The sequence below is a fragment of the Methylobacterium sp. 2A genome (assembly GCF_009806555.1).
Taxonomy (GTDB): Bacteria; Pseudomonadota; Alphaproteobacteria; order Rhizobiales; family Beijerinckiaceae; genus Methylobacterium.
Genome location: NZ_VUOK01000018.1, coordinates 350,906 through 371,498, shown reverse-complemented (window position 1 = coordinate 371,498; position 20,593 = coordinate 350,906). Strand labels below are relative to the sequence as shown.

The window sequence follows — 20,593 nt, the reverse complement described above, 5'->3', positions numbered from 1 at the left end:
GCTGGCGCGGGTCCTCCAGGGCCGAGAAGTGATCGAGGATCGACAGCGGAGACGGCATGGACAACGCACCAGAGGCAAGCCGCCGCCTGAATCACAAAACGCCCCGACCGCGAACCTAAACCTCCTCACGCTGAAGCGATTGCCCTGGGCTGAGAGCCATGCTCGATTGCAACGCGATCGGGCACGGCTCTAAGATTTGGAATGGGCCGCCTCGGAGCCCATCGCGAGAATCCTGCGCGCCTGCGAGAGGTGCGGCGCATCGACCATGCGTCCGTCCAGCGCGAGCGTCCCGACGCCTGGATTGGTCTCGAACAGCTCAACGACCCGGCGGGCATGCTCGAGTTCATCCGGCGTGGGGGAGAATGCCTCGTTGATCGGTCCGACCTGGTCGGGGTGGATGGCCATCATCCCGCCGAACCCGTCACGACGTCCCCGTCGTGCGTACGCGCGCACGCCGGAGAGATCGCGGAAGGCCGGGTAGACGGTCTCGATTGCCGGCACGCCAGCGGCGTGGGCTGCCATCAAGGCGAGCGTGCGTACGACTTCGTAGGGTGGCGTGTACGACCCGTCGACCTCACGCGATGCACTTGCTCCGATCGCGGCAGGCAGATCCTCCGCGCCCCAGGTGAGCCCGCATAGGAGATCGGAGACTTCGGAGTAGCTGCCAAGGCCGAATACCGCCTTCGGGGTCTCGGTGGCGATCGGCAGGACCGGAACGCGGGACCAACCGCCGGCATCGAGCTTGCCGACGAGCGTTCGGACGCAGGCAGCGCCTTCAGCCTTGGGCAGGACGATGCCATCGGGACGGCCCGACCCGATCGCCGCGAGATCCTGCTCGGCCAGGGGGCCGTCCAGAGGGTTGATGCGGCAAAAGACGGTCGTCGTCCTGGGGGTCCTGGCGAGGCAGGCGGCCACGGCCGCGCGGGCCTTGTCCTTGTTGCCGGGCGCGACCGCATCCTCAAGATCCAGGATCAAGGCGTCGGCGCCGCAGCCCAGCGCCTTCTCGATCCGGTCGGGACGGTCGCCCGGTACGAAGAGAAGCGAGCGGAGCCTCACCGCGCGCTCCTCTGCAGCAGTGCCGTGCGCAGGCATTGGCACACGACCTCGTCGCGCTGGTTGCGCGCGACATGTTCGAACACGACGATGCCGGCTGCGGGCCGCGACTTCGACGGGCGGAGCTCGACGACCCGCGTCTCCACGCGCAACGTATCTCCGACGAAAACGGGCTTCGGCATCACGAGCTTGTCGTAGCCGAGATTGGCCACGAGCGTCCCGAGGGTCGTGTCGGCGACCGAAACGCCGACCATCAGGGCGAAAGTGAAGGTCCCGTTCACCACGATGCGGCCGAACTCCGTCCCGGCGGCGTAGTCCGCGTCGAGGTGGAGCGGTTGCGGGTTGTGGGTCAGCGTCGTGATCAGGAGATTGTCGGTCTCCGTCACGGTACGGCGGATGTCATGCGTGATGACGTCTCCCACGCTCCATTCGTCGAAGAAGCGGCCAGCCATCTCAGCGCTCCTCCGTGGTCGAGGCGGGCGTCCCGTTCTCGGAGCCGAAATCGTTCAGCGCCGGCGGCGGACGGCGATAGGTCGCCGGGGTGCGCGAAAGCTTGATCGGCGAGGCGACGCCTTTGTAGCCGCCCATCTCCACGATCATCTCCCGTGCCGCCGTCTGCGGGTGCGCCACCGCTTCCGCGACGGTCAGGACGGGACCGCAGGGAACGCCGAGCTTGATGAGGCTCTCGGCCAGCACGGTGGCATCGTGCGCCGCCAGCAGGTCGCGCAGGATCGCCTCCAGCTCGGCTCGATTGTTCAAGCGCGCCGCGTTGTCCTTGAAGCGGGGCTCGTCCGGCAGGTCGGGGCGGCCCAGGAAGGTGCACATGCGGCGGAACTGGCCGTCGTTGCCGACGGCCAGAAAGATCGCTCCGCGCCCGGTCGGGAAGCTGCTGTAGGGCGCGATGTTCGGATGCGCGTTGCCGGTCCGACCCGGCGTCTTACCCGAAGCGAACAGGTTCGGGAGGTGCGGATGCAGGATCGACAGGCCGCAATCGTAGAGCGCGGTCTCCACGAACTGGCCCCGGCCGCTGACCTGGCGCTCCTGCAGCGCGAGCAGGATGCCGATGGCGGCATTCAGCCCGGTCACGAGGTCGACGACCGGGATGCCGAGCCGTGTCGGCTCTCCGTCGGGCTCGCCGTTGACGCTCATCAGGCCCGCCATCGCCTGGATCGCTGCGTCGTAGCCGGGCATGCCGCCGAGCGGGCCGGTGCTGCCGTAGCCGGAGACGCGGCAATGGACGAGCTTCGGGAAGCGCTCCGCCAGCACCTCGGGCCCGAGGCCCCACCTCTCCAGCGTGCCGGGCTTGTAGTTCTCGACGAGGACGTCGGCCCCTTCGAGGAAGCCGAGGAGCAGGTCGCGCCCCTGCTCCGTCGCGAGGTCGAGGACCAGGCTGCGCTTGTTGCGGTTCACGCCGCGGAAGTAGGCGGTGCTTCCCGCCACGAAGGGCGGCCCCCAGGCCCGCGTCTCGTCGCCCGAGGGCGGCTCGATCTTCAGGACCTCGGCCCCGTGATCGCCCAGGATCTGCGTGCAATAAGGCCCCCCGAGAACACGGGACAGGTCGACCACCTGAAGTCCTGCGAGCGCCCCTGTCCGGCTGCCGGTCGTCATCGCGCGCTCCCTCTCAATAGGATTTCGGCAAGCCGAGGACCTTCTCGGCGATGAAGCTCATGATGAGCTGCGGACTGACCGGCGCGATGCGCGGGATGAAGCTCTCTCGAAGATATCGCTCGACGTGGTACTCGGCGGAGTAGCCCATGCCGCCGTGGCTCATCACCGCCGTCTCGCAGGCGCTGAACGCCGCCTCGGCGGCGAGGTACTTCGCGCTGTTCGCCTCGACGCCGCATTCCTCCCCGGCATCGTAGAGGGCGGCCGCCCGCATGACCATCAGGTTGGCCGCCTCCAGGTTCATCCAGGCGCGCGCGAGCGGGTGCTGGATGCCCTGGTTCTGGCCGATGGGCCGGTCGAACACCACACGCTCCCGGGCATAGGCGCTGGCTTTGCGGATGGCAGCGAAGCCCAGGCCCACCGCCTCGGAGGCGATCAGGATGCGTTCGGGGTTGAGGCCGTGCAGGATCTGCCGGAAACCATCGCCCTCCTTGCCGATGAGATCCTCGGCCGGCACCTCCATGCGGTCGAAGAACAACATGTTGGAATCCACCGCATGCCGGCCCATCTTATGGATGAGGCGGACTTCGGCTCTGGCCCGGTCGAGATCGGTGTAGAACAGCGACAGCCCGTCGGTCTTGCGTTTCACTTGGTCGAGCGGCGTCGTGCGGGCCAGGATCAGCACCTTGGTCGCGACTTGCGCGGTCGAGATCCAGATCTTCTGCCCGGTGATGACGTAGTGGTCGCCATGGCGTTCGGCGCGGGTCTTGATCTGCGTCGTATTGAGCCCGGCATCAGGCTCCGTCACGGCGAAGCAGGCCTTGTCCCGACCCGCGATGAGCGGCGGCAACATCCGCGTCTTCTGCTCCTCGGTGCCGAACACGACGACGGGCTGGAGCCCGAAGATGTTCATATGCACGGAGGAGGCGCCCGACATGCCGGCGCCGGATTCCGAGATCGCCCGCATCATCACGGCCGCGGCCGAGATGCCGAGCGCGGCGCCCCCGTGCTCCTGCGGCATCGCTATCCCGAGCCAGCCGCCTTCGGCGACGGCCCGGTAAAACGCCTCCGGGAACGTGGCGGTGCGCTCGCGCTCCGCCCAATAGGCGTCGTCGAAACGCGAGCAGAGGCGCTCGACTTCCGCACGGATATTGCGCTGGTCATCGGTGAGTGAGTAGCTCATCCTGTCCTCGTGGCCCGTCGAAGTGGCGCGTCAGTGCTTGAGAAGCTTGCAGGTGCTGGACGCCAAGGGCTGGAACGCCTCGTCGCCCGGCACCGTCCGCACGACCTTCGCGATGTCCCACTTGTCCTTGGACTCGGCCGGCGTCTTGACCTGCATCAGCGACATGGGATGGGCCAGGCTGCCGTTGTCACGGATGACACCGCCCTGCGTGAAGGCGTCGTCGACCGGCATGTCCTTGAGCGCCGCGCGAACCTTCTCAGCCTCCAGCGTTCCGGCCTTCTCCACGGCGGCCAGGTATTGCCGGGTCGCCGAGTAGCCGCCGGCCTGGTTCATGGTCGGCATGGCGTGCTGCAGGGCGAAGAAGTCCTTCGACCAGGTTCGCGCGCGCGCGTTCTGATCCCAGTAGAAGCCGGTCAGGTACTGGAGACCCTGCGCCGTCGCCAGGCCCATGCCGCGGACATCCGTGTCGAAGAGGACGAGCGGCTGGACGCGGGTGCCGCTGGCGGGGAGACCGAACTCGTTGGCCTGGATCACGGCATTCTGGGCGTCGCGCCCGGCATTGGCGAGGCCGAGCACATTCGCCCCGGTGGATTGGGCCTGCAGGAGGAAGGATGAGAAATCGGCCACGCCGAGCGCGTGGCGGGCGCTGCCGACGACCTTGCCGCCGGCGGCCGTCACGACCGTGGTTGCCTCCGCCTCAAGGCTCTTGCCGAAGGTATAATCGGCCGTGAGAAAGAACCACTTGTCGCCGGGCTTCGTCTCGGCGTTCCCGACGCCGTGCGCCATGGCGTAGTTGTTCCAGACATACTGGATGCCGTAGGGGCTGCAATCCTCGTTGGTCAGGGCGGCCGTGCCGGAGAAGGCGAAGAAGATCGTCTTCTTCTCCTCCGTCAGCTTCTGGATGCCGAGTGCGATTGCGGAGGTCGTTCCCTCCATGATCATGGACGCATGGTCCCGGTCGATCCACTCGCGGACCTTGGACAGGGCATTCACCGGCTTCTCTTGCGGATCGTACGAGAGGACCTGGATGGGGCGGCCGAGCACCTTCCCGTCATGCTCCTTCACCGCCATCTGGACCGCCGTCACCAGCCCCTGGCCGTTGAAATCGGCGTAGACGCCCGACATGTCCGAGACGACGCCGATCACCACCGGCTGCGCGTCTTCAGCGGCGCATGGGAGCGCGGTCAGGCTGCCCAAGGCAGCCATCGTCGCAAGCGTTCTCATGATGGTTTGCTCCTGCCTGATCGGTTGTCTGTCGGCGCTCTTCAGCCAGCTGCCGGCCCCCGTCGGACGAGCCAGGCCTCGGTCATGGCGCAGAACAGATCGACCTGCGCCGCCGCCTGGTTGGGGTTCCGCGACAAGACGCGATGAATGGCGGCGCCGCGCAGCGTCGACACCATCACGCCGCGCAACGTGACGATCTCGGCATCGGAGAGCGCCACATCCGCGAGCACGCTTCGCCAATGGTCGAGGCGCCGCTCCGTGATCCGCTGCATCAGTGCGTCGACCTGCTGGCGCAGGTCTTCGTCGTGGCCGGCGCCGAGCCAGATTTCCATCAGAGCGACGCCGTCCGGCCCGTCGTAGAGCAGGCGGTATTCCTGGATGAGCGCCCGGACGCGGCCGCTCAGCGGGGCAGGCGCCCGCGGGGTGGGCTGGGCACGTTCGTCGCGGGCACGCGAGACGTGCCGCATGACGGCAACGAGCAGGGCCTGGGTGGTTCCGAAATGATGCTGAACGGCGCCGCGGGTCACGCCCGCGCGCTCCGCCACCGCGACGGCAGTGGCGGCATTGAAGCCGCGCTCGTTCAGGATCTCGATGGCCGCCTCGATGAGGGCGCGCTGCGTCGCGGCGCGGCGCTCGGCCTGGCTTCGCCGCTGGAGAGGATCGCGCGGCCGGCGGTTACCCGCAGGCAGACCGTCGGCATCCGGCTCGCCTTCCGCCGTCACAAGCTGGCGTTCTGATCCCGCCACGGCTCATCTCATGAATGCCCGTGATTTGGCTCGTCATACATGCAGTGATGCATGTATGTAAATTGCCCCTCGGGCGTTTCCGGCGGTTTGGTCGCGTGCGATCAGTCGGGCGACGCCGGCGGCGCCTATTGAGACGCCAAGGAGCCGTTCCCGTTCATGTAGCGGCGGCCGAATCATCGTCGTAACCGGCTGCGGTGAGACAGTTGCGGCAGTCTTCCGGCGTGAAGGGGGTGAAGGCATCGCGGATGGCTGCTCAGAGGTCGGGCACGGTTCGGGCGGCTGCGGTGCGCGGGCGGTGCTTCCGCTTGGCGAAGTTCGCCTCAACCTGAGCCTGTCGAAGGATCGATGGGATCAAACGCGGGACTGTCGGGCGGAAGGTATAGGATCCGCGCGCCCGCCGGTTCGATGGCTTCGCGCAGGCCGGCGACATTGTGGGCCTGCAGGGCGGCGTGCGCGATCAGGCCTGGACCCGCGTCACGTGGGCCTGCGTGAGTCGGTCCCCCGTTAAACCTTTCCTTGCCCGCCTTCGACGCCTTCATGCGGCGTACCACGCGCGACGGCGAACGCCCAGGCAAGTCACCACGCGGGCGGGAAGGGACGGAAAGCCGTGCGAGATCAATGGTCCGGCCAACAGGGGATTGATGCAGTCCGAACAACCCGGGACGTCCTATTCAGCCTGCCAAGCTGAATGTCGTCGGTTCGATCCCGATCGCCCGCGCCAGAAGTTTTTTAAAACTTTCGACCGTGTATCCCGTAGAGGGGGATCTGACCCATGGGCCGATCTCGCCACGGATTCACGCGCTGGCGTTCTCCGGACCGGGCTCCTTCCCCTCGCACAGGCCCATCCCGACCGGGCGTCCGGCGCGCGCCGATCGTGCCTCGTCGAGGTCAGGGATGATCGGCGCCGATCGAACGCCTCTACAGGCGCGTCAGCCGCAGGCGCCACGCCGCATCATCGGCGGCTTCGGCCGCGCCCGCACGCGGCAGGGACGCCTTGATCGGCGAGAGCGACGGGATTGCGGTCCGATCGACCGGATCCGCCTGAACCATCGTACAGCCGCCGAGTGTCAGCGCGAGCGGCAAAGCCAGGAGCGGTCGGCGGAGCCAAGCGGAGGCGGGACCCGGGCGCGGCGCCCCGCTCCCAATCCCGGATCCCCCATTCCGGCCGGCCGCGGCCCGTCGGACTGAAAATCCGGTCGGACGATGTCGCTCCACATGGAGGCCGGGGGCGTGCACGGGGCCGACTCGCCGATCGACGCCTTTCAGGCTGCGGCCCGACGCTCGCCCGGCACCAAGTCCCGGCTCGCCTGCTCGATCCGCACCAGCCAACCCTCGGCGGCCTCGGCGCGGCGCTCGGCGGCCTGGGCTCGCGCCTCCATGGCCTGCAGCTTCGCGGCAGCCTCCGCCTGAACCTTCCCGATCTGCGCCTCGGCCCGGGCGCGGAGTTCGTTGGCCTTGGCATCCGCCTGGGCCTGGACTTCGCGCAGCAACTGCTCGTAGGCGCGCACCTCCTGCTGCGAACGCTTCAGCTCCTGAATCAGGGCGTCCTGCTCGGCGGCCTGTTCGCGCAGGCGCGCTTCCTGTTGCTGGGCGGCGCTCTTGGCCGCCGTCAGGGTGTCGAGCACGCCGGTCCAGTCGGAGGCGACCCGACGGGGTGCGGGCGAGGCCTCGCCCGCCACGGCGGGGACCGGGGCAGCCTGGACGGGCGCCGGCGGCTTGTCCTGGCCATCCGGCCGTTGCGCGACGATGTGCGCATCGAGATTGGCCCAGAACGCCTCGTCCATCGCTGGCATCGCCATTCCCTTCTGCCCGTACGTGTCTCAGACGGCGGCCGGTCGATCCCGCGCCAAATGTTTTCGCGTCAGGTGTTTTCGCGACAGGTGGTCTCGCGGAACGCCCGTCGCGCCTCGTCCGAAATCCGGCTTCTCCGGCGGACCGGGGGCCGTGCGCATCGTTCTCAGGAGCCCGATGTGCCGGTCCTGCGCGCGGCAGGCTCGACGACGAATTCGGACTCGATCGTCTCGGAAATCCGCCGCAGCCATTCCTCGGCCGAGGCGGCACGCTCCTCCGCGAGGCGGGCGCGCTCATCCGCGGCCCGGATCAGCAGCGCCGCCTCCGCCTGCGCCGCATCGGTGCGTTGCTCGGCGGCACGGACCTTCGCGTCGGCGTCCCGAAGGTCGGCGCGCACCTGCTCGACCAGTTCCTGGACCCGTATCTCGTAATCCTGCGCCCGATCCTCGACTTCGCGGATGTAGTGCGCCGCGCCCCGCACCCGATCGAGCAGGCTCGACCATTTCGCGCCCGTCGCCACCGAACCCAGAACGACCACCTTGGCCTCGGCTCTGCCCGCGGGCCTGGCGTCGTCTTCGCCCGAAACCGCAGGGCCCACAGGGTCAGACTCGATCCGTCTTGACTGGTCCATGGTCGATCCTGAAGCCGGGGCGGGAGCGATGGTGTCCGGACGCTCGTTCTCAGCCTTCGGCCTGGATCTGGCCCATATGGCCGCCGAGCAGGAGCGTCTTGGCCGCGGCGTCGATCCGCGAGAGCCACTTCTCGGCCGTGTAGGCGCGCAGATCGGCGACCCGCACCTGCTCCTCGGCCGCACGGACCCAGGCCTCAGCCTCGGCCTGGAGCGTGCGGACCCGCGCCTCCGCCTCGGCGCGGATCTCCTCCACCTGCGCATCCGCATCCGCCTGGACGCGCTGGAGGCGGATATCGGCCCGCGTCTGGATCTCATGGGCGCGCATCTCGGAGAGCTGGAGCCGCTGCTGGGTCTCCTTCAGCTCGCGCTGCAGGGTCTCGATCAGCACCTCGTGGGAGGCGCTCTGCTCGCGAAGGCGCTTCTTCTGCTCGTCGGCGAGGCCGACCATGCCGTTGATGATGTCGAGGGTCGTCATCCAGTCCGAGACCGCATCGGTCTGGGCTTCGGAGAATGTCGGGGCCTGTCTCGACGCTTCCGTCGCGGCCGCCAGGCTGGCCGGGACAGGCTCAGCGTCGTTGACGGCGGGCTCCGGCCTCACGGCAGCTTGGGCGTCTTCGGTGTCGAGGCTCAGGCGCAGCGCCGGCATCTCGCCGGGACCGGTGCCGGGTTTAAGCCTTAGGATCTCCGCAGACGGCTTCTCGGAGATGCGGTCCAGACTTTCCGCGACCTGCGTCAGGATGTGGGACCAAGAGGCTGTGGGCGCCGCGATCATGCTCATTGCTGCCTTTCCCGGGGCGAACATGGCAGGATAAAGACATAGACATGGTTAATGAGCCGTTAATCGTGTATTCCATTACTAGCTTTTCATAAGCTCCTCCTAACCACAATTAATCTTCGTCGCCAAAGGGCCCCGGGGGTTCTCGACCGGTACGGCACCCTCAGGTTGCCGGTCCGGCTTCATATTCGGGCGACCGCCATCCCGACGGACCAATGGAAATCAATATCGTCGCAAGACAATCAGGAGCGGAAGACCGAGTATCTTGGAAAAAGTCTTCGTCTTCCAACCGCGGAGCGCCCTGCGCGCTTCGATTTGCTGTCTTACCAAGCTCAGAGCGCTCTCCGCTGAAGTGGAGGCCGGTCCGGCGCAAGAGAGCGCGTTCAAAAAGGCTTTGAGCCGCTCCATGGCAACGCGATCGGGCCGGCTCTCAGCGTTCACGATCCCGGCAATCGCCCTGATGTCCGTCTGAAGACGCAGCGTTCCTGACCGATCCTGTTTCGCAGGCCTCGCAGGATCTTCGCCCCGATCGTCCTGGCGGTCCAGTCAAGACTTTGGCTTTGCCATCGATGCTCAGCCGCGCGGCCTGATGCGGTCGCGGCGTTCAGGAGCGCAGGACCATCGGCACACGATCCTCGACGGTGGCCGGACGGAAGCGGGCGAAGCGCTCGGCCAGGACCGGCAGCATCAGAAGATTCAGGATCGTACAGCTGACGAGTCCGCCGAGAATCACGAGCGCCATCGGCCCCTCGATCTCCCGCCCCGGCTCGCCCGCGCCGAGGGCGAGCGGCAGCAGGCCGAGGCCGGTGACCAGGGAGGTCATCAGGATCGGCACCATCCGGTCGGCCGCGCCCTCGGCGGCGGTGGCGGCGTTCCACGGGCGGCCGTCCCGGTTCACCATCTGCTCGTAATGGGCGATCATCATCACGCTGTTGCGCAGCGAGATACCCGCGAGGGTGACGAAGCCCACGATCGAGCCCAGCGACAGCACGCCGCCGGTCAGCGCGGCGGCCGCGACACCGCCCACGAAGGCGAAGGGCAGGTTCACGAGAACCAGCATCAGGTTCGCCGCCGATCCCGTGACGATCGCGAGCAGCACCACGATGCCGAACCCCGCGAGCGCCGCATGGAACAGGAGATCGCGCCGGGCGGCCGCCTGCGCCTCGGCGGCGCCCGAGAAGGTCACGTAGACGCCCTCCGGCAGCCGGACCTCGCGGGCGATCTTGCGCTTGGCCGCCGCCACGAAGGACGCCACGTCGCGACCGGCCACGTTGGCGGTGACCGCCTGCATCCGCTGCGCCCCGAGGTGCTGAACCTGATAGCGGCCGGCGCTCTCGTAGACGTCGGCGACCTGCGACAGGCGCACGTAGCGTCCGCCGGGCGCCCGCAGCGGCAGATCGCCGACCGCGCTGAGGCGGCCCCGCACCTGCGCGTCGAGGATCACCAGCACGTTGACCACCGCGTTGCCCCGGTAGCTCTGGCCGACCACGTCGCCCTGATAGGCGGTGCGCACGGCCTCCAGCACCTCCACCGGGTCGAGCCCCCAGTGCCGCAGATCCACCGGACGCAGGGCCACGGTGACCTGCGGCAGGCCGGCCGGCGCAGCCTGCTGCACGTCCCGGGCGCCCTTCACCTCGGCGAGTTCCCGGGCGACCGAGCGCGCGGCGGCCTCGATCCGGTCGAGATCGCTGCCGACCACGTTGATCACCACCGGCGCGGTGAAGCCCGAGACCGTCTCCTCGATGCGCTCCGTCAGGAAGGACTTCAGCGAGAAGGCCGCGCCGGGAAAGCCCGCGATCAGCGTCCGGATCGCGGCCTCGACCTGGCGCTGGGCGGCCCCGTCGAGGCCGGGCTCGAGGTCGATATGGATCTCGCTGTAATGCGGCCCCGCCGTATCCTCGCCGGCCTCCGCGCGCCCGATCTGGGCGGCGACCGCCCGCACCCCCGGGATCGCCTTCAGGTCGGCGGTGACGAGACCGCTGAGGCGCTGCGATTCCTGCAGGGCGGTTCCGGGCACCGCCACCATGTGCAGGATCATGTGGCCCTCGCGGAGGTCGGGCAGGAACACCGCCCCGAGGGTGGGCAGGATGGCGGCACCGCCGAGGGTGACCAGGAGGCTCGCCAGCATCGCGAGCCGCGGCACCCGGCCGATCCGCGCCAGCAGCCCGAGATAGCCCGCCCGGCTCCAGCGCACGACTGGGGGCTCGCGCGGCGCCTCGCCGGGGGCCGAACGACCGCCGAGCAGGAGCAGCACGAGGGCCGGCGTCACCGTGAGCGCCACGAGGAGCGAGGCGACCACCGCGGCGATATAGGCGAGCGCGAGCGGTCCGAAGAGGCGTCCCGCCACCCCGGTGAGCGCCAGGACCGGCAGGAACATCAGCAGCACGGCGAGCGTCGCGTAGGCGACCGAACTGCGCACCTCCAGCATGGCGCCGAGCACCACCCGGGCGCCGCCGCGCCCCTCGGCCCGCGCGGCCCGCAGCCGGCGGGACGCGTTCTCAACGCCGATCACCGCGTCGTCGACCACTTCGCCGATGGCGAGCGCCAGACCGCCGAGCGTCAGGGTGTTGAGGCTCTCGCCCCAGGCCTGGAGGGCGAGCGCGGCCGCGATCAGCGACAGGGGAATCGCCGTCGCGCTGATCAGCGCCGCGCGCCAGTCCGCCAGGAAGACCAGCAGCACGATCACCACCAGCACCCCGCCGAGGGCGAGCGCCTGGAGGACGTTGCCGGTGGCGACATCCACGAAATTCGCCGGCCGGAACAGGTCGGCCCGCAGCGCGACCCCCTCCCGCTGCAGGACCGGGCGCAGCTCGTCGAGGGCGGTTTCCAGGCGGGCCGTCACCGCCCGCGTATCGACGCCGACCTGGGCGCCGACCATCAGCAGGACGCCGGGCGTGCCATCCACCAGGGCGGCGCTGATCGCGGGTTCCGGGGCGGCCGTCACCGTCGCCACGTCCGAGAGCAGCACGCTCGGGCCGCCATCGTTGTGCAGCACCGTCTGCCCCAGGGCCTCCGGGGTGAGCGACTGCCCCTCGGTCCGCAGCAGCACGCGCTGGTTCGGCGTATCGACGAAGCCGGCGCCGCGCACGCCGGTGGCCTTCCGGGCGGCCGCCAGCACGTCGTTGAGGCCGATCTGGTAGCGGATCAGGTCGTCCGGCCGGATCTGGACCTGAAGCGCGCGCACCGCCCCGCCATAGAGCGACACCTGCGCGATGCCCGGCACCGCCTGAAGGCGGCGGCGCACGGTCCATTCCGCCACGTGGCGCAGGTCCATGGCGTCGCGCTTGGCGGCGGTGAGCCCGACGAGCAGCACCGTGAGCGTCGAGGACGTGAGCGGCGTCATCGCGGGCGCCGCCACCCCGTCGGGCAGGCGCCCCGCCAGCGCCGCCAGCCGTTCGTTGACGCGCTGGCGCACGCGGTCGACGTCGCTGCCGGCCTTGAACACCGCGGTGATCACCGACAGGCCCTGGATCGAGGTCGAGCGCAGCGTCTCCAAACCGGGCAGGCCGCCGACCGCGACCTCGACCGGCTGGGTGACCAGCACCTCGACCTGCTCCGAGTCGAGCCCCGGCGCCTCGGTCTGGACCGTCACGGTCGGGGGCGCGAATTCGGGAAACACGTCGTAGCGGGCGCCCGCGAGCGCGTAGAGGCCGAAGACCAGGAGCGCGCAGGCCAAAGCCAGCACGACGCGCGGCTGCCGGACGGCGAAGCCGACGAGGGCGGCCTGCGGACCGAAGCGGCCGGCCTCCGCGGCGGGCTCAGTCATCGTCGTCACCCACCACGCGGATGCGGCTCTTCATCTCCTCGGACAGGAGCGCTTGCCCGCCCCGCAGCACGATCTCGGCGCCGTCCGGCAGATCCTCGACCACGAAGGAATCCGCCGACAACGGCGCGTCCGGCCGGATCGGGTGCCGCACGTAGGCGCCATCGCCCGCGCCGCGATAGACCCAGGTCCCCCCCTCCCCGTGGACCACCGCGTCCTCGGGGACGAGCACGCCGCGAACCGATCGCTCGGCCGGCAGGAACGCCATGGTGCTGGTGCCGGGCAGGAGGCCGCTCTCGCCGGAGACGAGATAGTAGAAGCTCTGCCCCTGGATGCGGGGATCGGTCCGGGTCGCCGCCGAGACCAGCCGCAGGGCGACCCGCTCGCTCTGCGGCGGCACCTCGGCTGAAGCGGACTGGGGCGGCGTCGCGAGGCTTTCCCCAGGCGGCAGCGTCACCTGAACCAGGAAATCCGCGCGCTCGATCAGGCGGGTCACCAGGGGGGCGCGGTCGATGATCGCCTTGCCGAGCACCGGGCCCCATTCCTGCCGTGCGGTGGCGCTGAGCGTGCGCACCTGCGATTCGGCGGCCGTCTGGGCGGCGCGATCGGTGAGCAGCGTGCCCTCGGCGGTCTCGATCTGGGCGACCGCCACCACCCCGGCGCCGAGATTGCGCGCGCGGCGGGCCGCGCTGGCCGAGACCTCGACCCGCGCCTGGGCGGTCTGAAGCGCCGCGACGGCGCCCGCGTAGCTGTTGGCGAGTTCGGTGATGCGCGCGATATCGAGGACGGTGCCGTAGGCGGTCAGTTCCTGCCGGTGGAGCACGGCCGGCCGCGTCTCGGTGACGAGCCCGATCCGCGCCCGCTCGGCGTCGGTCAACCGGACGAAGGTACGCCCATCCTCGATGGCGGTGCGCGGCGGGGGCAGGCGCGCTTCGGCCACGGGCGCCCGGCGCAGGTCGGGCAGGAAGGCTTCGAGCTGCGTGCGCAGGTCCTTGAGGTAGGGGGCCGCCCGGGCAGGGAGGATCGCGTCGGGCGCCGCGATGGCCGCGCCGATCGCCAGGATCAGCACGCCTGCGACGATCAAGGGCCCTCGCACACCCACGTCATGCCCCTCCTATTGCCGAAATATCCCGGTTTAGATGCCAGATACACCCGGATGGGCTTGGCTCAAACTCGGTCGCGGTCGAAGGCCGGGGATGGAGGCAGCCGGAGGACGCCCTTCGGATGATGCGACGGGTCCCGAATGCAGGACCCGTTGCTCGCATCAAAAAGCCCGCCTCGGCGCTGCGAGGCGGGCTCTCGTCCGACTGGCCGTCGGTGCTGTGACTTAGCAGCCGTCAGCCTTGACCGGGGCGGTATCCCGATCGGCCACCGCCTTGTTCATCGCGCCCACGGTGCCGGGGGAAGCCGGCTGCTGGCCGCCGGCGAGGTTCGCCGCGCCCGGATCGGTGCTGTTCGACTTCGCGCCCGGCGTCGTCTTCGACTCGCGGTCCGCCGTCTGCGTGGCGCCCGCGTTGTTCATGGCGCCGACCGTGCCGGGCGACGCGGGCTGATTCCCGCCGGCGAGGTTCTTGCTCGACTTGTCGACGTCCGAACTCTTGGGATTGGATGCGTGCTGATCCGGCGTCTTGGGCATCGTCGTCCCGGTCGCGCACGGGGCCGCGAGGGCGGGACTGGCCGCGAGGGCCAGGAGCGCGACGGCGCCGGCCAAGCGTGTGACCTTCATGAACGTTCCTCCGAAGATTTAACTCACCGCTAATTGCCAAATCGACCCGGTAGTTCCAGCACGCATGCCCGAAACTTCGTTTTGCCGCGCACAACCAGAGAATTCGCGCGCATTGACGACCGAATATCTCGACCATCGCGCCTCCCCGAAGAATCTGCGGGGAGCCGGGTTCGACGGAGATCCCCACCCCTCTCACCCGCCACGCCGGTTCGGCATCGCCCTTGCACTCGCTGTCGGCCTGCTCAATGAGTCCCGCGGGGCCTCTCATCGAAGGCGCGAGTCGGCTCACGACCGGCGGCGCAAGGGCGTTGCGAAGGAGCCGATCCGGTGACGCGTGTGGACCTGAATTCCGATCTCGGCGAAGGCTACGGCGCCTATAGCTGCGGCGACGACGCGTCGATCCTCGACATCGTCACATCCGCCAACGTCGCCTGCGGCCTGCATGCGGGCGATCCCGAGATCATGGCGAAAACCTTCGCCCTGGCGAAGGCGCGCGGCGTGGCGGTCGGCGCCCATCCGGGCTTCCCGGACCTCTGGGGCTTCGGCCGGCGCCGCATCCCGTTCAGCCCGGGGGAGATCGAGCGGCTGGTGGCCTATCAGGTCGGTGCCGCGCAGGCCCTCGCCACCTATGCGGGCCACCGCCTCACCTACGTGAAGACGCACGGGGCGCTGGGCAATCTCGCCGCGGAGGACCGGTCCGTCGCCGACGCCGTGGCGCGGGCCGTCCGGGCGGTCGATCCCGGGCTGGCGCTGCTCGCCATCGCGCTGAGCGCCCAGGTCCAGGCGGGCGAGGCGGCGGGGCTCGAGGTCCATCAGGAGATCTTCGCCGACCGCGGCTACACCGAAGCGGGGCTCTTGATCCCCCGCGGCGAGCCGGGCGCCTTCGTCACCGATCCGACAGAGGCGGCCGATAGGATCCTGCGCATGGTCCAGAACGGAATCATCCTGACGGCTTCGGGCAAGGAACTGCCGACCCCGATCCGCTCGATCTGCGTGCACGGCGACTCGGCCCACGCGGTCGCCACCGCCCGCTCGGTCCGGGACCGGCTGGAGGGTGCCGGGGTGACGCTGGCGCCGTTCCGGCCGTGATCGCATCCGCGGACGAACCCCGGCTCCTCGATGCGGGCGAGGCCGCGCTCGTGGTCGAGTTCGGGAGCACGGTCGATCCCGCGATCAGCGACCGGGTGCTGGCGCTGGACGACGCCCTCGGCGCCGACCCGCCGGAGGGCCTGCGCGAGCGCGTGCCGACCTACCGCTCCCTGATGCTGCACTACGATCCGCTGGTACTCGACCGGGCGGTGCTCGCCGAACGGGTCCGGACCCTCGCGAAAGGCGCGACCCGGCGCGCGGCCGCCACCACCCTCTGGACGCTGCCCTGCTGCTACGACGCCCCGCACGGGGAGGACGTCGCCCAGGTGGCCGAGCGCACCGGCCTCTCGCCCGACGCTGTCGTGGCGACCCATGCGGGGGCGACCTACCGGGTCTACATGTACGGCTTCGCGCCGGGCTTCGCCTATCTCGGCGGCCTGCCGGAGGTTCTGGCCGTGCCCCGCCGGGCGAGCCCGCGTCCGCCCCACCCGGCCAACGCCGTGGTGATCGGCGGCGGGCTCGCGGCGGTCGCCACGGTGCCGATGCCCACCGGCTGGTACGTGATCGGCGCCACCCCGGCCCGGCTCTACGCGCCGGAGCGCGATCCGAGCTTCTTCGTCGGCGCGGGCGACCTGATCCGCTTCGAACCCGTCGATGCCGCGACCTTCGACGCGCTGTCGGCCCGGGAGGCCACCGGCGAGCCGGTCGCCCGCCGCTGGGAGTCCCGGGCATGACGGCGCTCCGCGTCGAGGCCGCGGGTCCGGGCGTGACCCTGCAGGATGGCGGCCGGCACGGCTATCTGCGCTACGGCATCACCGCGGCGGGGCCGATGGACCCGCTGATGCACGCCACCGCCAACCGGGCGGCCGGCAATCCCCTTGACGCCACCGCCGTCGAGATCTCGACGGGCGGCGTCACGCTCGCCGCGGAGGGCGGCGCGATCGGGATCGCGCTCATCGCGCCGGGCTTCCGGATCGCCCTGGACGGCGCGGCGCTGCCCGATGCCGTCGCGCTGGCCCTGGAGCCCGGCCGGACGCTCGTCGTGCGGGCGGGCGAGACGGGCGCCTGGGGCTATCTGGCGGTGAACGGCCGTATCGCGGTGGCGCCGGTCATCGGATCGACCGCGACCCACACCCGCTCGGGCCTCGGCGGCCTCGACGGGCGCGGGCTCGCCGCCGGCGATCGTCTGCCGGTCGCGGAAGCCCGGCTCGGCGCCGTCGCCCCGCACCGCCTCATCGCGCCCTGGCTGGACCGGGATCCGCGGGTGATCCGCGTGGTGCTCGGCCCGCAGGACGATTACTTCGCCGCCGACCAGATCGCGGCCTTCCTGGCCGGCCCCTGGACAGTCTCGCCACGGGGCGACCGCATGGCCTGCTTCCTCGACGGCACCCCGCTGACCCACGCCCGAGGCCACGACATCGTCTCCGACGGCGTCGCCATGGGGGCGATCCAGGTGCCCGGCAACGGGCTGCCGATCGTGCTGATGGCCGATCGGCAATCGACCGGGGGCTATCCCAAGATCGCGACCGTGATCGGCCCCGATTTCGGCCGCCTCGCCCAGGCGCGCGGCGGGGCGCGGATCGCCTTCCGGCAGGTCTCGGTCGCCGAGGCGGTGGCCGCGCGCCGGGCCGAGCGCGACGTCTTAAGCGAGCCGGTGGCGCGGGAGCCGGTGGTGCGCACCGAATTCGCTTCGGACTTCCTGCTCGGCCTCAACCTCGTCGGTGGCGTCGCCGACGGTCGCGTCTGAGACCGCGACGCGCTATGGCCGGGGCGGCCGGCGCCCCGGCCGGGACGACGACGAGAAAGGCCCTTCACGCATGGCTCACGCGGTCACCGCCCCGGGCACACCGCCCGCGCGCAGCAACGAGCCGCTGAATGCGGACACTGTGCGGAAAGCCCGGATCGACCTCGCCGCCTGCCTGCGCTGGGCCGCGCGCAACGGGCTCGAAGAGGGAATCTGCAACCATTTCTCGGCGGTCCTGCCGGAGCGGCCCGACCTGTTCCTGGTCAATCCCTACGGCCTCGCCTTCGCGGAGGTGACCGCGTCGAGCCTGCTGCTCTGCGACTTCCACGGCAACGTGGTGGAGGGCGATGGCCAGCCCGAGGCCACGGCCTTCCACATCCACGCCGAATTGCACCGGCTGAAGCCCCGCGCCCGGGCCGCCTTCCACACCCACATGCCCTACGCCACCGCTCTGGCCATGCTGGAGGGGCAACCCCTGCTCTGGGCCGGCCAGACGGCCCTGCGCTTCTACGGCCGCATCGCGGTGGACGAGGATTACAACGGGCTGGCGCTGGATTCCGAGGAGGGCCGGCGGATCGCCGCCAGCGCCGGGGAGGCCGACGTGGTGTTCCTGAAGAACCATGGCGTGATGGTGCTCGGCGAGACCATCGCGGAGGCCTGGGACGACCTCTATTATCTGGAGCGCGCCGCGCAGGCGCAGGTGCTGGCGCTGAGCACGGGGCGGACCCTGAAGGTCGTGCCCGAGGCGATCGTGAAGCACGTGGCGGCCCAGGAGGCGGCCGGCCGCGCCGAGAGCGCCCGGCTGCACCTGGAGAGCGTCAAGCGGGTGCTCGCCCGGGACGAGCCGGCCTTCCTGGCCTGAGTGGAGCCAGGCCGTTTCCGACCTGCTCACGGGTTCCGCGACGGTGTCCGCGTCGGTGGGGCGCGACCGGACGAGCAGGGATGGAAGCGGACGTCACCGCCTGGCCCCCATGTGGACCGCAGAGTCTCCGCCCCGCGACAGTCATGTGTCAAAAGCGCGCCGCGACACCGCCCATCACGGTTCGGGGGGCACCCGGCGTAGCGTAGCGGTTCTGGAACGCGCGATCGTAGTATATTGCGTCGAATAGGTTGTCGATACTGAGGTAGATCCGAACTCCCGGCGTGATCCAGTAGTAAGAAATCAGGTTAAACACCGTGTATTCCGGCAGCTTGAAGGTCGAGAGCGCAGTGCCGGCGACACGCTGGCCGACATGCATCACGCCGCCGCCGAGGCCGAGGCCACGCAACGCGGCGCCCTGGAACTCGTAAACGCTCTGCACGGCGAAGCTGTCGGCGGGAACGTTGGCGAGCCGCGTCCCGATCGGCAGCGTGTTGTCGTGCGCGACGGAGGCGTCGACATGCGTGTAGGTGCCGAACACCCGCCATCCGGGTGCGAGCTCACCCGCGACGGTCAGGTCGAAGCCTCGGCTACGCACGATGCCGGCCGCGACGCTGAAATTCGGATCGACCGGATCGGCGGTGAGGACGTTCGTGCGCCAGATGTCGAACACGGCCGCGGTGGCGCTGAGGGTGCCGTCGAGCAAACTGAGCTTCGCGCCGGCCTCGTAGCCCTCGCCCTGTTGAAAGGCGAAAGGGCGTCCCGAGCGGTCCGTCCCGGTGTTGGGAAGGAAGGAGCGGCCGTAATCGCCGTAGAGCGAGACCCAGTCGGTCAGATCGTAGACGAGGCCGAACCGCGGGGTCGCGACCGTCCCCTGCAGGTTCGTGGTGCGACCGGTGCGGTAGTCGGTCGAGACAAGGCCGAGATCCTCGACGCGCACGCCGAGGAGGGCATGGAGACGCGGCGTGATGTCGATCTGATCCTGGATGTAGCCCGCGTAGCTCTGGATGTTCTGGAGGAAGTTGGTGATCGAGCCGAGCGGCGGCAGCGGAAGTTGACCGTAATGGGGCTCGAGCAGGTCGAGGGCGAAGGGGTTGGCGTTCGCGTTCGAGCGGTTGAAGATCTCCCGGTAGCGGTAGCTGTCGTATTCGAGGCCCATCAGCAGGGTGTGGCGGAAGGGGCCGGTCTCGAACTTGCCCGCGAGATTGAACTGAAGGTCGAGGTCGGACCAGCTCAGGTCGCGGTGCTCGTCGGTGCGGCGCAGGGTTCGGCCGTCGCCGAGCACGTTCACGGCGCCCACACCGTCGCCGTAGAAGTGGCCGCCGCGCGCCTGGGCCCCGGCAGTGACCACCCAATCCGGATCGAGGCGGTGCTCGATGCGAAGCTGGCCGAGCGCATCGTCGACGCGGACCGGCGGGATGCCAGGCTCGCCGATGACGCGATTGCGCGGCACGGCACGCAGGTTGCCGTTGATGGGCACGAGACCCCGGTCGAAGGTCGCGGCGGTGCTCAGCACCTCGCCCTCCAGCGTGATGGTGGTATCGGCCGACGGCTTCCAGGCGATCACGGGCGCGAGGTCGTAGCGGTCGCCCCGCACGAAATCCCGGAAGCTGCCGTTGTCCTCGACGGCGCCCGTGATGCGGGCAAGCACCTGCCCCTCTTGGTCGAGGGCGCCCGTTGCATCGAAGGTGGTGCGCTTCTGGTTGAAGCTGCCGAACTGAGTTCCGATTGCGAGGGAGCGTTCGGCGACCGGCTGCCGGGTGACGATGTTGAAGGTGCCGCCGGGATCGCCGCGGCCGTAGAGGAAGGCCGAGGGACCCTTGAGGACCTCGATCCGCTCGATCGAGACGACGTCGGGCGAGTTTGGGTAGCCACGATTGATCGGGAACCCGTTGCGGAAGAACTCGCCCGTGTTGAAGCCGCGGATCGTGACTTCGGTCAGCCCAAGGCCCGCGAAATTGTTCGCGCGTCCCACGCCCGCGAGGTCGAGGGCCGTATCGACGCGCGTTGCTGCCGCGTCGGTGAGCACCTGATCGGGCACGACGACGACGGTCTGCGGGACTTCGCGCAGAGGCGTGTCGGTACGCGTCGCGCTGATGCTGTTCCTGGCGCGATAGCCGTCCACCGTGCTGGGCGGCCCGCCGCTTCCGGCGACCGACAATTCGTCGAGCTTCACCTCCATCGGAGCATCGGCTGCAAGCTGTGCGAAAGCAGAACTCGGACCGAAGCCGGTCAGCGAGCCGGATTGCGCCATGAACACGAGCGCGGTCGACGCAAAGAGCACGCTTTTGGTCTTGGATGTTGCAGGCGAAACAGCCACGGACGCGAACCAACCTTGATCGGTGCGCGTCGGTTACGATCCGGAAACACAAACGGTCAAGCTTACGCGAGGCGAGGCGAACCG

The 20,593-nt window shown here is 69.7% G+C and carries 18 protein-coding genes and 1 pseudogene; 4 read left to right on the top strand and 15 right to left on the bottom strand.

Translation table 11 applies throughout. The annotated features are described in order from the left end of the window. Positions 1-189 precede the first annotated feature (189 nt). From FVE89_RS10035 to FVE89_RS09980, 14 genes and pseudogenes are all read right to left on the bottom strand, one after another. Positions 190-1,056, bottom strand: a complete 867-nt coding sequence (locus FVE89_RS10035; RefSeq protein ID WP_160533866.1) for a CoA ester lyase — start codon at positions 1,054-1,056, stop codon at positions 190-192. Then, positions 1,053-1,505 (bottom strand): MaoC family dehydratase, encoded by a 453-nt coding sequence (locus FVE89_RS10030; RefSeq protein ID WP_160533865.1) that lies wholly within the window; start codon positions 1,503-1,505, stop codon positions 1,053-1,055. The genes FVE89_RS10035 and FVE89_RS10030 overlap by 4 nt, the downstream gene beginning before the upstream one ends. Before the next feature lies 1 nt (position 1,506). Next, entirely contained in the window at positions 1,507-2,661 is a 1,155-nt protein-coding gene (locus FVE89_RS10025) for a CoA transferase (RefSeq protein ID WP_160533864.1), read from the bottom strand. Positions 2,662-2,674: 13 nt separating this feature from the next. Beyond that, positions 2,675-3,841, bottom strand: a complete 1,167-nt coding sequence (locus tag FVE89_RS10020) for an acyl-CoA dehydrogenase family protein (RefSeq protein WP_160533863.1) — start codon at positions 3,839-3,841, stop codon at positions 2,675-2,677. 30 nt (positions 3,842-3,871) lie between these two features. Further along, on the bottom strand, positions 3,872-5,065 hold the full coding sequence (locus FVE89_RS10015; RefSeq protein WP_160533862.1) for an ABC transporter substrate-binding protein: 1,194 nt from the start codon (positions 5,063-5,065) through the stop codon (positions 3,872-3,874). Positions 5,066-5,106: 41 nt separating this feature from the next. Then, complete coding sequence (locus FVE89_RS10010; RefSeq protein WP_160533861.1) at positions 5,107-5,787, bottom strand: TetR family transcriptional regulator; 681 nt, start codon at positions 5,785-5,787, stop codon at positions 5,107-5,109. 178 nt (positions 5,788-5,965) lie between these two features. Continuing rightward, positions 5,966-6,254, bottom strand: a pseudogene (locus FVE89_RS31050) (IS630 family transposase); the annotation flags it as partial. 475 nt (positions 6,255-6,729) lie between these two features. Next, positions 6,730-6,861 (bottom strand): hypothetical protein, encoded by a 132-nt coding sequence (locus tag FVE89_RS31505; protein ID WP_281408959.1) that lies wholly within the window; start codon positions 6,859-6,861, stop codon positions 6,730-6,732. 212 nt (positions 6,862-7,073) lie between these two features. Further along, positions 7,074-7,604 (bottom strand): hypothetical protein, encoded by a 531-nt coding sequence (locus FVE89_RS10005; RefSeq protein WP_246730576.1) that lies wholly within the window; start codon positions 7,602-7,604, stop codon positions 7,074-7,076. A gap of 164 nt (positions 7,605-7,768) precedes the next feature. Then, on the bottom strand, positions 7,769-8,140 hold the full coding sequence (locus FVE89_RS10000; protein ID WP_160533860.1) for a hypothetical protein: 372 nt from the start codon (positions 8,138-8,140) through the stop codon (positions 7,769-7,771). 142 nt (positions 8,141-8,282) lie between these two features. After that, complete coding sequence (locus tag FVE89_RS09995; protein ID WP_246730574.1) at positions 8,283-9,011, bottom strand: cell division protein DivIVA; 729 nt, start codon at positions 9,009-9,011, stop codon at positions 8,283-8,285. A gap of 601 nt (positions 9,012-9,612) precedes the next feature. Continuing rightward, on the bottom strand, positions 9,613-12,774 hold the full coding sequence (locus FVE89_RS09990) for an efflux RND transporter permease subunit (RefSeq protein ID WP_160533859.1): 3,162 nt from the start codon (positions 12,772-12,774) through the stop codon (positions 9,613-9,615). After that, the gene (locus FVE89_RS09985; RefSeq protein ID WP_202130692.1) at positions 12,767-13,855 is read right to left on the bottom strand and encodes an efflux RND transporter periplasmic adaptor subunit; all 1,089 of its coding nucleotides are present in this window, start codon (positions 13,853-13,855) and stop codon (positions 12,767-12,769) included. The genes FVE89_RS09990 and FVE89_RS09985 overlap by 8 nt, the downstream gene beginning before the upstream one ends. A gap of 243 nt (positions 13,856-14,098) precedes the next feature. Further along, positions 14,099-14,497 (bottom strand): exopolysaccharide production protein YjbE, encoded by a 399-nt coding sequence (locus FVE89_RS09980; RefSeq protein WP_160533857.1) that lies wholly within the window; start codon positions 14,495-14,497, stop codon positions 14,099-14,101. A 327-nt stretch (positions 14,498-14,824) separates the two neighbouring features. Here FVE89_RS09980 and FVE89_RS09975 point away from each other — a divergent pair, with 327 nt between their 5' ends. From FVE89_RS09975 to FVE89_RS09960, 4 genes are all read left to right on the top strand, one after another. Further along, positions 14,825-15,586 (top strand): 5-oxoprolinase subunit PxpA, encoded by a 762-nt coding sequence (locus tag FVE89_RS09975; protein WP_160533856.1) that lies wholly within the window; start codon positions 14,825-14,827, stop codon positions 15,584-15,586. Continuing rightward, entirely contained in the window at positions 15,583-16,320 is a 738-nt protein-coding gene (locus FVE89_RS09970) for an allophanate hydrolase subunit 1 (RefSeq protein ID WP_160533855.1), read from the top strand. The genes FVE89_RS09975 and FVE89_RS09970 overlap by 4 nt, the downstream gene beginning before the upstream one ends. After that, a complete protein-coding gene (locus FVE89_RS09965; protein ID WP_160533854.1) occupies positions 16,317-17,333 on the top strand; it encodes a biotin-dependent carboxyltransferase family protein in 1,017 nt (338 codons plus the stop codon). The genes FVE89_RS09970 and FVE89_RS09965 overlap by 4 nt, the downstream gene beginning before the upstream one ends. A 70-nt stretch (positions 17,334-17,403) precedes the next feature. Continuing rightward, a complete protein-coding gene (locus FVE89_RS09960) occupies positions 17,404-18,192 on the top strand; it encodes an aldolase (protein WP_160533853.1) in 789 nt (262 codons plus the stop codon). A 148-nt stretch (positions 18,193-18,340) separates the two neighbouring features. Here the strand turns inward: FVE89_RS09960 and FVE89_RS09955 are convergent, their stop codons facing one another. Then, entirely contained in the window at positions 18,341-20,443 is a 2,103-nt protein-coding gene (locus FVE89_RS09955) for a TonB-dependent siderophore receptor (RefSeq protein WP_160533894.1), read from the bottom strand. Positions 20,444-20,593 lie beyond the last annotated feature (150 nt).